This window comes from Thioclava sp. GXIMD4215 (assembly GCF_045291555.1).
Classification (GTDB): domain Bacteria; phylum Pseudomonadota; class Alphaproteobacteria; order Rhodobacterales; family Rhodobacteraceae; genus Thioclava; species Thioclava litoralis.
In genome coordinates this window covers 383,253-395,554 of record NZ_CP149517.1, presented here as the reverse complement: position 1 = coordinate 395,554, position 12,302 = coordinate 383,253, and the positions used below count along the sequence as shown (strand labels likewise).

10 protein-coding genes are annotated in these 12,302 nt (G+C 60.9%); 3 read left to right on the top strand and 7 right to left on the bottom strand.

Features of this window, described 5'->3' with window-relative positions:
- Nucleotides 1–2 precede the first annotated feature (2 nt).
- The 5 genes from WDB86_RS18375 to WDB86_RS18355 all read right to left on the bottom strand — a co-directional run bounded on the left by WDB86_RS18375 (nt 3) and on the right by WDB86_RS18355 (nt 5,325).
- Entirely contained in the window at nt 3–509 is a 507-nt protein-coding gene (locus WDB86_RS18375; protein ID WP_339110045.1) for a GNAT family N-acetyltransferase, read from the bottom strand.
- Between the two features lie 70 nt (nt 510–579).
- On the bottom strand, nt 580–1,923 hold the full coding sequence (locus tag WDB86_RS18370) for a Hint domain-containing protein (protein ID WP_341486023.1): 1,344 nt from the start codon (nt 1,921–1,923) through the stop codon (nt 580–582).
- A 164-nt stretch (nt 1,924–2,087) separates the two neighbouring features.
- Nucleotides 2,088–3,014: a glutaminase gene (locus WDB86_RS18365; protein WP_330629593.1), complete on the bottom strand. Its 927-nt coding sequence runs from the start codon at nt 3,012–3,014 to the stop codon at nt 2,088–2,090.
- Nucleotides 3,004–3,912, bottom strand: coding sequence for a LysR family transcriptional regulator (locus WDB86_RS18360; RefSeq protein ID WP_341486022.1), 909 nt, complete (start codon nt 3,910–3,912; stop codon nt 3,004–3,006). Before WDB86_RS18360 ends, WDB86_RS18365 begins: the two co-directional genes overlap by 11 nt.
- Nucleotides 3,913–3,924: 12 nt before the next feature.
- A complete protein-coding gene (locus tag WDB86_RS18355) occupies nt 3,925–5,325 on the bottom strand; it encodes a Glu/Leu/Phe/Val dehydrogenase (protein WP_341486021.1) in 1,401 nt (466 codons plus the stop codon).
- Nucleotides 5,326–5,803: 478 nt separating this feature from the next.
- On the opposite strand from WDB86_RS18355, the gene WDB86_RS18350 reads away from it, so the two are divergent.
- From WDB86_RS18350 to WDB86_RS18340, 3 genes are read left to right on the top strand one after another with little or no spacing between them, the layout of a single operon-like run.
- Nucleotides 5,804–6,529 carry a gluconate 2-dehydrogenase subunit 3 family protein gene (locus tag WDB86_RS18350; protein ID WP_330629596.1) on the top strand — a complete coding sequence of 242 codons (726 nt, stop codon included), beginning with the start codon at nt 5,804–5,806 and terminating at the stop codon, nt 6,527–6,529.
- Nucleotides 6,530–6,532: 3 nt separating this feature from the next.
- A complete protein-coding gene (locus WDB86_RS18345) occupies nt 6,533–8,302 on the top strand; it encodes a GMC family oxidoreductase (protein ID WP_330629597.1) in 1,770 nt (589 codons plus the stop codon).
- A gap of 12 nt (nt 8,303–8,314) precedes the next feature.
- Complete coding sequence (locus tag WDB86_RS18340) at nt 8,315–9,658, top strand: c-type cytochrome (protein ID WP_341486020.1); 1,344 nt, start codon at nt 8,315–8,317, stop codon at nt 9,656–9,658.
- Nucleotides 9,659–9,839: 181 nt separating this feature from the next.
- On the opposite strand, the gene WDB86_RS18335 is transcribed toward WDB86_RS18340, so the two are convergent.
- Both WDB86_RS18335 and WDB86_RS18330 read right to left on the bottom strand, forming a co-directional pair.
- The gene (locus WDB86_RS18335; RefSeq protein WP_330629599.1) at nt 9,840–11,339 is read right to left on the bottom strand and encodes an aldehyde dehydrogenase; all 1,500 of its coding nucleotides are present in this window, start codon (nt 11,337–11,339) and stop codon (nt 9,840–9,842) included.
- 138 nt (nt 11,340–11,477) lie between these two features.
- Nucleotides 11,478–12,191, bottom strand: coding sequence for a GntR family transcriptional regulator (locus WDB86_RS18330; protein ID WP_330629600.1), 714 nt, complete (start codon nt 12,189–12,191; stop codon nt 11,478–11,480).
- Nucleotides 12,192–12,302: the final 111 nt, after the last annotated feature.

The following is a 12,302-nucleotide window of genomic DNA, read 5'->3' as shown; positions in this document are numbered from 1 at the left end:
TGTCAGATCCGCATGAAATAGTTGCCGCCCAGATGGGTGGCCCCACCAGAGCGCAGCACCGTATCGGTTTCTTCGATCGCGATGCCGGAGGTGACGTTAAACATCACCCCTTTCGACCCGCGCGGGGCCGACCAGCCACGCACGGCCATCATGATGCGCTGCCAGATATAGCTGCCGACGGCTGTCGACCGGATATCGGCCCGCAGATAGAGCGTATGCATCACCGTGACCCATGATTTCCGGCTGCCCATGAAGGGGCGGAAGACGTAATAGGCAAAGGCCACCGGCTCGCCGTCATATTCGACATAGAGCGCACCGTTATAGCCGGGATTGTCGCGGATGAAGCCGATGATCTGGTCGAATTGCGGCTGGTCGAAGGGCAGATCGGAAAACAGGCTTTCCTTGTGCATTTGCCGTACCAGCGGCAACACATGCGGGACATCGGCGACATCCTCGCCCAAAACGATACGGACTTTGCCGCGCTCTTCTTCGGAAAGGCTGCTTTCCAATGGCTGTACCTCGCAGATGGTGCCCGACCGGTCCTGTGTGTGGTTTCATAAGGTTACCTTCTGGTTCATCTCATGACCAGAGGGGTTTGGCATTGCGCCGATGCCGTTCGACCAGCGCCCGCGCCTCGCGGTTTTTCACGAGGGGCAGCGCGGGAACGGCCTGATGTCCGGGATCTGCCAGTTCGGGAAAGAGAGACAGGACTTCGGCGCGCCCGTCCGGTGTCAGGAAGTTGAGCGCATGGAGGCCGGGATAAAGCGTTTCGGCCTCCATGCCCTCGGCCATGACCACCGCATGGTGATCCAGCATGAAGTGGTAATACCGGATCTCCTGTGTCTCGCCCTCGATACGGATATCGCCCACGCCCACCAGCAGCTTGGCGGGAACCAGAACTTCGGGCGTGCCGAAGATCCGCTCGGCAATCTTTGACCGGACGGCCAGCCGGTGCTGCGGCGATACGCGCAGGTCGCTATGCGGACGGCCTGTGCCGAAGGCTCCGGCGGGGATGCGGATCGGCAGGAGCTTGGGGTTTGTCATCAGATCGATCAGGTCCAGCCGCCTTTTGCCGATCCAGCGGATCGGGCGCGGCCCGTTGCGGGTAGTCACCAGATCGCCTTCGCGAAGCTGCTCCACGGCGATCTCTCCCTGCGGTGTGGCGATGCGGGTGCCCGCGGCGAAACATACCGCCTCCAGCGCCTCGAAATTCGAGAATGTCGCCTCGGCCAGAACCGTGTCGCCATTGCTGAGGGTGATCGTGTCGCCCCAGCGCACGGTGCCCGACAGCACCGTGGGCATGCCCAGCACCTGCCCGTATTGATCCGAGCGCAATACATTGGTGACGCTGTCGCCAATGCCGTCATTATTGGTGTCGAGCGTGATGCTGCCCGCCGCCAGTGTCAGCGTCCAGTCTCCCACCAGATTGAGCGTATCCGACCCCGTGCCGCCATCCAGATCAATCGCGGCCTGTCCGACTTTCTGGGCCAGTTCCTCTTCCGAGGCGGCACCGGCTTGCGACATATCGAGCTGCACACGGTCATTGCCTGCCCCCATGACGACATCGCGGCCACCGGAATTGTCGAGGATCAGCGTGTCATCGCCATCGCCCATATCGAGCGTGTCGTAAAAGGCGCTGCGATGCAGTTCGACAAGGTCATTGCCGGTGCCCATGCTGATATTGTCAAACCCGATGGTCGATCCGCTATCGGGATGCACCCAAGGCATGTTGGTGGCCACAAGCGTGTCATTGCCACCAAGAAAATTGACGTCATAGAAACGACCGGTGCCGGTCACCGTCGCGCTGGAGGTCTGCAATGTGACATCGGACTGGTTCTGGGAGGGCTTGCCGCTGCCATCGGCGGCGTTTGTCAGCGTGGCGCCATTGGCCCCGCTATTGCCGGTCAGTGTTGCATTGGCCATCCCGAATTCCGCCTGTCCCCTTGAGGTCGGCCCCTCGGGTCAAAGCGACGCGAAAGGTGAGATGAATAGAACGGGAATAGGGTGACTATTCAGTTAACTACGCAGCGCAGGCCCCCTGTGCAGACCGATTTTCCGCCCTGCGGCCTTGGCCTGTGGGGGGGCTTTTAGCCGAAGACGGACCAGCCGGTGAATTTCGCGATCTGTTCTGCGGCATATGTGCCCATATGGGAATTGCCGTAAAGATTGAGGCCGGGCGACCAGACGGCAATCGAGGCGACGCCTGGGGCGATCACCAGAATGCCGCCGCCCACGCCGCTTTTCCCTGGCAGGCCGACACGGAACGCGAAATCGCCCGACCCGTCATAATGGCCGCAGGTCATCATCAGAGCATTGAGCCGCCGCGCCTTTTCGGCGGTCAGCAGCGGCGAGACCCCGGGCAGTTGTGCAATGATCCGGCCTGCGCGTGCCAGTTGGTCTGTGGTCATCTCTATGGCGCATTGATGGAAATAGGTGCCCAGTGTCAGCTCGGGCGCGTTTTGCAGGTTATCGAAGGATTTCAGGTAGTTGGCTAATGCGATATTGCGAAACCCGGTCCGTTCCTCCGAGAGGGCCACTGCGGGGTCGATATGGATGTCATCCTCTTCCGCGGCCTCGCGCAGGAAGGCCAGCACTTCGCTCAGTGCTTCGCGCGGCGCACGCCCTGTCAGCAGGGCATCGGTGGTCACCAGCGCGCCCGCATTGATGAACGGGTTGCGCGGGCGGCCTTTCTCCTGCTCCAGCAGCAGGATGGAATCGAAGCGCGTCCCCGAGGGTTCGCGGCCCACGCGGGTCCAGATCTGTTCGCCATGCCGCCCCAGAACGCAGGCCAGCGTGAAGACCTTCGAGACGCTCTGGATCGAGAAGCGGCGCGCACTGGCGCCCGCATGCAGCAGGCGGCCATCGGCCAGCGCAATCGACACGGCGAATTGCGCCGGATCGACCTTGGCCAGTTCGGGGATGTAATTGGCCACTTCGCCCCAATCGTGGCGGGCGTGGATATCGGCGGTCAGCCTGTCCAGAAAAGCCTGTAGGGCCTGAGCGTCAACGGTCACTTCCGACCTCCTGTCTGAGCGCATCCCAAAGCGCCTCGATTTCCGGCGCAAGATCGCGGCGCGGGCGATAGGCGCAGATCTCGACATCCAGCGCCCATTCCGGCCCGCCAATCGGCCCGATGACCTGCGCGGCCGAGGCATCCACCGCAGAGGCGGGCAACCAGCCGACGCCATGCCCCTCCATGATGATCTCCTTGAGCACGTCGGACATGTCGCATTGCACGGTGATCTTGTAGGCGGGCAGGGCGGGCGCGCGTTCAAGGACATGTTCGAACAGGCGCATGAAATAGGCCTTGTGCGAATAGGAAATCAGCGGGAAAGGATGGCGCGCATTGCCCGGAAAGCCGAAGGTGGTGCGTTTATCCTCGTTCAGCACGGCATAGGGCATGAAGCGGTCGCGGCGCACGACAAGCCGCTCCTGTGCGTCCGAATGCACGGGGCTGGGCAGGGCCAGATTGTCATGGCACAGCAGGATATCGGCATCTCCGGCCATATAGCGGGCCGTCACATCCTGCGTATTGCCCACAATCACCGAGAAAGAGGATTTGACCCGCCCGCGCAGCATCTGTAGCACGCGCTTGAAATCCGACCGTGCCAGACAGTTGGGCGTGGCGATACGCACCTGTGACATCAGCTCGAACTGGTTGCAGCGGATCTTGGAACGCGCCCCCAGCAGGCGCTCGACAGAGGCGGCGGCATCCTCGCGGAACTGCTCGCCCGCCTCGGTCAGGCGCACGGGCACCGCCCCCTTGACGATCAGGGCGGAGCCGACCCAGTGCTCCAGTGATTGTATGCGCCGGCTGAAGGCGGCCTGCGAAACATTGCGGAATTCTGCCGCACGGGTGAAATTCCGCATTTCGACAAGCGCGAGGAAATCCTCCAGCCAACGCATATCCATTCAGTGCACCCGTTACAGTCCGATCGCGCGATAATAATCCGCAATTCGGGCAATGGAAACGGCATAGGCGGCAGTGCGCAGATTTGCGTCGGGCAGGGCCTGTTTCTGGGTGGCGATCTCGTTGAAGGCGCGGGTCATGATCTCTTCCAGACCCGAGCGCACAAGGTCGATTTCCTGCGTGTCGCGGGCGATGCTGGCGCGCAGTTCCTCGGCCAGAGTGTGACCTGAGACCTGCTCGAGCGCATTCACCATCGACAGCCCGTTCGCGATTTTCTGGCGGCGTTCCATCAGGCCGAAGGGGATATGGGTGATGTTTTTGACCCATTCGAAATAGCTTACCACAACCCCGCCCGCATTGACGAAGAGATCGGGCAGGATATGGATGCCACGGCGACCAAGGCAGTCTTCGGCGGCAGCGGTCACCGGCCCGTTCGCGGCCTCGACGATCAGCTTGTAGTTGATGTCTTCGCAATTCGCCTCGGTGATGGCGGCTTCCTTGGCGGCGGGGATCAGGATATCGGCGGCCATATGGGTCAGGCCTTCGGCGCTTGGCACGGTTTCGGCACCGGCAAACCCGCCGATCGAACCGGTCGCGCGGCGATGGGCGGCCACGGCCTCGACATCCAGACCTTCGGCGGTGAAAATGGCCGCGTCATGCTCGACGATCCCGACGATCTTAGCACCGTCCTCGGCAAGGAATTTTGCCGCGTGATAGCCCACATTGCCGAAGCCCTGTATGACAACGCTTAGGCCCTCGACGGTTTTCTGGCCCGAAACGGCGGGCATTTCGGGATGGGCGAGATAGGCGCGCACGGCATATTGCACCCCACGGCCCGTCGCCTCGACACGGCCTTCGATGCCACCACGCGCCACGGGTTTGCCGGTTACGCAGGCATTGACATTCATGGCATCGGCACGGCCGGTCTTGCGGTATTCATCGGCGATCCATGCCATTTCGCGTTCGCTGGTGCCCATGTCGGGGGCGGGAACGTTGCGACCGGGATGGATCAGGTCGCGGCGCGCCAGTTCCTGTGTGAAGCGGCGGGTGATGCGCTCCAGCTCGTCCTCGCTCCAGTCGGAGGGGTTGATGCGCAAGGCACCCTTGGAGCCGCCGAAGGGCACATTGACCAGCGCGCATTTAAGGCTCATGAGCGCGGCCAGCGCCTCGACCTCGTCCATATTCGCGTCGGGCGCATAGCGGATGCCGCCTTTGGCCGGTTCGATATGTTCGCTATGGACCGAACGCCAGCCCTCGAAGCTGTAGATCCGGCCCCGCAATTTCACCCCGAAGCGCACCGCATAGGTGGAATTGCATTGGGTGATCCGCTCGTCCAGTCCTTCGGGCAAGGCAAGATGCGGTGTCGCGTTGGCGATGAAACGTTCGATATTGGCGAAGAATTTTTGATCCGACATGCGTCTGGTCCGGTCCCTGTGAGAAGCGCGATGCCCTGAGCGGGCACCGGTTGCGCCACCAAGCGCGTGGCCGGAGGTAAAGTCTAATGCGTATCCTGCATGGTTGATGCAGGAAATAGCGTTAGCGGCTGAACTTGCGCGGTTTTCCACCCGCCAGCAGAGGCCGGATGCCTGGGCCCCCGCGTGCGCCGCCTGTATTTTTGTGCGGGCGGGGCGCGGGGATAGGTATTTGTTACCTTGCGGCACATTTCCGCCGGACGGGCGGGCAAAACGGGCGGCTGCTATGTGCGACCGGCGCTAAGGGATTGCCTCGAAACACAGAAATTTTCCCACAAAACCGATCAATTTTGCTTTTCAAACTGTGAACATGCCCTAAAACCAGCCTTAGCCAGACAATTTGTCGCAGCTTCTGACGGGAAATGCGCCATGTTGCAGGGCGCGCCACATAAGACCCAACCTATTGTCAGAAAGGTATCCGATGCCCAGTTCCTCTTTCGCCGCGACACGACGCGGGTTTTTGAAAGCGGGCGCTGCGGGTTTCGCCCTAAGCCAGGTGACCAACCCAGCTGCCGCCCAGACCAAGGACGCTCCGCCGCTTGACCAGTACGAACCCGTTTATCTGACGGCGGCGGAATGGTCGTTCCTGATGGCGGCCTGCGCACGGCTGATCCCCGGTGACGAGGCGGCTCCCGGCGCGATCGAGGCGCGGGTGCCGGTGTTCATCGACCGGCAGCTTGCCGGTGAGTATGGCAATGCCGATGACTGGTATATGGACGGCCCGCATGATGCCGCCGCCGATCCGCTGCTGGGCTGGCAGACGCCCCTGACCCCGGCTCAGGTCTATCGCAAGGCCATTCCGGAATTCGACACATGGTGTCGGGCCCAATTCGGCGCGTCTTTCGTTGAGCTGTCTTCTGCCGATCAGGATGCCGCCCTGACCGCCTTGCAAAACAACAAAGGAGACGGCACCGGAGGCGGGCGCGCCGAGATCCTTCCCCCCGAGCTGCGTGACTTCTTCACCATTTTGCTGAGCAATACCAAAGAGGGGTTCTTTGCCGATCCGATGTATGGCGGCAATTACAAGATGGCGGGCTGGAAGCATATCGGCTTTCCCGGCGCGCGGGCGTCCTACACCGAATGGGTGGAGATGCGCGACCAGCCCTATCCGCTCGGGCCGGTGTCGATCAAAGGCGAGAGGGGGTAATCCATGACACGTCAGGCACCCAAAAAAGACGTTGTTGTGATCGGGCTTGGCTGGACCGGTTCGATCCTTTCGATAGAACTGTGCAAGGAAGGGCTGGATGTGCTGGCACTGGAACGCGGCGAGGACCGCGATACCGTGCCCGATTTCAAATATCCCGATGTGGCGGACGAGCTGAAATACGGCATCCGCTACAAATTCATGCAAAAACCGGCCAAATCGACGCTGACCATCCGGCGCACGCTGCAAGAGACCGCCTTGCCCTACCGGCATCTGGGCTCTTTCCTGCCCGGGGATGGTGTGGGCGGTGCGGGGATCCACTGGAACGGCCAGACATGGCGTCCGCAAGAGGTGGAATGGCGGCTGAAATCCTATGTCGAGGAGACCTTCGGCGCGCAGACCATCCCCGAGGGCATGACCATTCAGGATTGGGGTGTGACCGCCGAAGAGATGGAGCCCTATCTGACGCGTTTCGAGAATATGGCGGGGATTTCCGGCAAGGCGGGCAATATCAACGGTAATATCATTGAGGGCGGCAATCCGTTCGAGGCCCCGCGCTCGACCGATTACCCGCTGCCGCCGCTGGTGCAGAACCTTGATGGCGAGATGTTCGCGCAGGCCGCCCGCGCGCAGGGGCTGCATCCCTTCCCGCGCCCCTCGGCCAATGCCTCTGCGGCCTATGTGAACGAATATGGCATGCAGCTTGGTCCGTGCAATTATTGCGGCTTCTGTGAACGGTTCGGCTGTCTGAACTATTCGAAATCCTCGCCGCAGACATGCGTTCTGGGGGCTCTCAAGCGGATGCCGAATTTCGAATATCGGGTCAATTCGGAAGTTCTGAAGATCGAGAAGGCCGAAGATGGCAAGACCGCAACCGGCGTCACCTATTGGGACGAAAAAGCCGGTGAGGAAGTCTTCCAGCCCGCAGATCTGGTGATCGTGGCGGCCTTTTCGCTGCATAACGTGCATCTGATGCTGCTTTCGGGCATCGGCCAGCCTTACGATCCGGTAACGGGCGAGGGGGTGGTGGGCAAGAACTATGCCTATCAGGTGACCGGCGGCACGAGCCTGTTCTTCAAAGAGCATAATTTCGACCCCTTTATCGGCACGGGATCGGTTGGCTATTCGCTGGATGATTATTCTATCGGCCAGATCGATTTTGCCAAGGAAGGCTTTATCGGTGGGAGCTATATCACCGGCGGGCATACCGGCGGTCGCCCGATCCAGCAGATGTCCCTGCCGCAGGGAACGCCAAGCTGGGGGGCGGAATGGAAGGCGGCGACGCAGGAATGGTACGGCCATTCGATGTCGATTGCCTCGCACGGGTCGAATATGGCCTATCGCGATGTCTATCTGGATCTGGACCCGACCTATAAAGACCGTCACGGGCGCCCGCTGATGCGGATGACCTATAACTGGCAGGACAACGATATCCGCATGACACAGTTCATGAAATCGAAGATCGAGCCCATCGCCCAGAGCCTCAATCCCGATATGATGAAATCCTCCTACAAGGAGGCGGGGGCGCAATATGATGTGCGTCCGTACCAGACGACGCATAATACCGGTGGCGTGATCATGGGCACCGATCCCAAGACTTCTGCGATCAACCGCTACCTGCAAAGCTGGGACTGCCACAATGTCTTCGTGATGGGGGCCTCGGCCTTCCCGCAGAACCTGCAATACAACCCCACCGGAGCAGTCGGCGGGTTGGCCTATTGGGCGGTGGATCACCTCCGTAAGGACTATCTGCCCAATCCGCGGCCTTTGATGTGAGGAGGATGAAAGATGCTTAAGTTTCTACGCCTCATCATGTGGCTGGCCATTGCCGCGATCATTGTGATCGCCGCCATGATTCTGGTGCCCCAGCACCGTAGTTCGGCGAAGGACCTGTCTTTCGATGCGCAATGGTTGCCCGCGCATCAGGATAAGACCGGCGAATATGTGGCGCGTGTGGCCGATTGCGCGGCCTGCCACACGGCGGAAGGCGGCACGCCCTATGCGGGCGGGCGCGCGATCGCCAGCCCCTTCGGCACGATCTATGCCTCCAATATCACCCCCGATAAGGCGACGGGGATTGGCGACTGGACACTGGACGAGTTCCGTGCCGCCTTGGTGGACGGCATCGGTAAACATGGCGAAAACCTTTATCCGGCCATGCCTTACGACAATTATCGCAAACTGTCCGAGGCCGATATAGAGGCGCTCTATACCTATTTCCATGACACGCTGGAACCGGTCGAGAACAAGGTGCAGGCGACGGCGTTAAGCTTCCCCTTCAACCAGCGTTGGGGCATTCGCGCATGGAAATGGGTGGGGCTTCCGAAGGTCGGTTTCGTGCCGCCCTCGCAGGATGCGCAGATCGCGCGGGGGGCCTATCTGGTGGAAGGGCCGGGCCATTGTGCGGCCTGCCATAGTCCGCGCAATCTGGCCTTCGCGCAGAATGGCACGGACGCCTCCGATCCCGATTTCCTGTCGGGCGGTGTGATCGATGGCTGGACCGCCCCCGATCTGCGCAGCGCCGATGCGACGATCAAATCGTGGTCGGCGGCCGATCTGGACCTGTTCCTTGCTTCGGGGCGCAATGCCCATGCGGGGGTCTCGGGCGAGATGGCGCTGGCGATCCGCGATTCGCTGCAATATCTCAGCGATGAAGACCGCGCCGCGATGGTCGCCTATCTGCGGTCGATCGCTGCATACCAGCCCGTGGCGGTGACCGGCGAGGCGGCCCCGAAAGCGGCTGTGGCACGACCGGCAGAGCTGAAAGCCGATCTGGATGACGCCACGCGCAAGCTGTTGTTGACGCCCGAGAACCAGCCTTTGGGTGCGCGCCTGTTCATGGATAATTGCGCGGCCTGCCATTTTGCCGATGGTAAGGGGGCGGCGGGGATCTTCCCGGCTCTGGCAGGCAATGCCACTGTGACGGCGAAACAGTCAAACGGGCTGGTGGACACCATTCTGCATGGCGCGGCCATACCGTCGACCGCGCAGCGACCGGCAGAGCTGAAAATGCCCGGATTTGCCGACCGCCTGTCCGATGACGATGTTGCGGCACTGGCCAGCTTCCTGCGCAGCGCATGGGGCAATTCTGCCGATCCTGTCAGCGCCAAGGATGTCAGCGCCTTGCGCTGACCCGCGCCATAGGGATCGATTGCAACAGGAACGGGGCGCCCAGCAGGCGCCCCGTTTTCAATTTCCGGTCTTTGTCCGTTGGCGTGTTCCGGGCCATATCGGCAGGCCCTGCGCCCCAAGCCGGTCAGTCCTAGTTGGTCAGTCCAAGTTGGTCAGTCGGCGCAAGGACGGGGCCTTTCGATTACTTCGACAACTTGATCCATGTGGTCTTGAGCTCGGTATATTTATCCAGCGCATGCAAGGACTTGTCCCGCCCGATCCCGCTTTCCTTGAAACCGCCGAACGGCACGGTCATGTCGTCGCAGTCATAGCAGTTCACATAGGTCAGACCGGCCCGCAATTCCTTCGCGGCGCGATGGGCGGTGCTCAGGTCATCCGTCCAGATCGAGGAGGCCAGCCCGAAGGGCGTGTCATTGGCCACGCGGAGTGCCTCGTCCACATCCTTGACAGTGATGACCGACAGCACCGGCCCGAAGACCTCTTCCTGCGCGATCCGCATGTCATTGCGCACATGGTCGAAGATCGTGGGTTCCAGATAGCAGCCTCCGCTGTCCATGCAGACACGTTTGCCCCCCGTTGCAAGGGTCGCGCCGTCTTCTTGCGCGATATCGACAAAGCCCAGAACGCGCGTCGTGTGGCGTTCGTCCACCATCGCACCAAAACGGGTTGCCGGATCAAGCGGATGACCGGGGGCGAAGGCTTTGCTTTGCGCAAGAAGCACATCGACCACCTCGTCATGAACGCTTTCCTCGACGATCAGGCGGCTGGGGCAGGTGCACATTTCCCCTTGGTTGAAGAAGGCGGAATTGGCCGAGGTTTCGGCGGCGTGGCGGATGTCGTGATAGCTTGACAGGATGATATTGGGGCTTTTGCCGCCCAGTTCCAGCCCGATCTTTTTCAGGTTCGAACGCGCGGCATATTCCATATAGAAGCGCCCGACCGCAGTCGAGCCGGTAAAGAACAGCCCGTCCACATCCATATGCAGCCCCAGCGCCTTGCCCGTTTCCGGGCCCCAGCCGGTCACCACGTTGAACACGCCGGGCGGCACACCCGCTTCCAGTGCCAGTTCGGCCAGCCGGAGCGCCGAGAGCGACGAGTTTTCCGATGGTTTCAGCACAACCGAATTGCCTGCCGCCAATGCGGGCGCGACTTTCCAGCTGGCCATGAGCATCGGGAAATTCCACGGCACAACCGCAGCAACCACGCCCAGAGGCTCGCGGCTGACCAGCGCCAGCGTGTCCGAAGGGGTGGGGGCGATCTCGTCATAGATCTTGTCGATCGCCTCGCCATACCATGCAAAGCAATTCGCCACCGCGCGCACATCAATCGAGGTGCTGTCGGCAATCGGCTTGCCCATGTCCAGCGTTTCCAGCAGGGCCAGTTCGTCGCGATGGGCGCGGACCAGATCGCCCAGACGGCACAGCACGGCCTTGCGTTCGGCAGGCGCGCGCTTGGACCAGCGGCCATCCTCGAAGGCGCGTCGTGCTGCCGCGACGGCCAGATCGACATCTTCCTGACCGCAATCCGCGACCTGCGCGAGGGTGCTGCCATCAACCGGCGAGACCGAGGCAAAGCTGCGCCCCGAAGACGCCGCCACAAATTTCCCGTCAATCAGCGCCTGTGCACGGATCGTCAGATTCTGACGGGCATCAAGCCAGTCCTGATGCGTTTTGAGTGCCATCTGAAGACCCCCATGTTGAAATTGGTATTACATTTTCAAAAATAGTATCACATTTTTTAGAAAGCAATATCATTATATCCGCTGCTCATGGCTGCGGTTTCGGGTCAAACATGGTGATCCCGATACGGGCGGCGCGGTTTAGTGCAAAAGCGGCTGGGTGCGCTGCGCCTCTTTTTGTAGCTTCTCGCGACCCGAGCGCACAATCCCGTCGCGGATATCATTCTCGATGGCCACCACAAGCGCCATCGGGTCCCGCTGGCGCAAGGCATTCAGGATCTCTTTATGGCGGTCCACGCTGTAATATTGCTTTACCTCGCGCACCACCTGCCGCTGGAACGGCCCTAATTGCAACCACACACTTTCAATCAGCGGGATCGCTTGGGAATTGGGGTTGGCGGCATAGAGGCGGCGGTGGAAATCATGGTTCAACTGGGTCAGATCTTCCGTGCGATGCTCCAGAACGGCCTGATCCATTTCATCGTCCATTCTGGTCAAGTCGTTGATAATGACGTCAGAAAAATAGGGAAGGGCACGTTCGGCCGCGTGGGTTTCCAAGGTGATCCGGAGTTGGATCAGCTCCTCGAAACGCCCCGCTTTCATATGCGGGATCGACAGGCGGCGATTGTTGAGAACCTCGAGCGCATTCTCCGAGCTGAGCCGCCGGATCGCCTCGCGCACAGGGGTCGGGCTCAGATCCAGATAGGAGGCCAGACCGCGTATGGTCAGGTTGGTTCCCGGAGCAATCGCGCCCAGCATGATGGCATTGCGCAAGCGCAGATACGCGTATTCCTGCACGGTCAATCCGGGGGCTGCTTTGATATCGGGGAGGTTCAGGTCGCTTGTCTTGCTCATTAAGCGCTACGCTTTTCCGTGCCTTGAAATGTTATGTCACCACCGTGTCAGTTGACTGGAAGTGAAAAGAAGATACAAGTCAGAAAAATGATATCACATTTTTCGAATCAG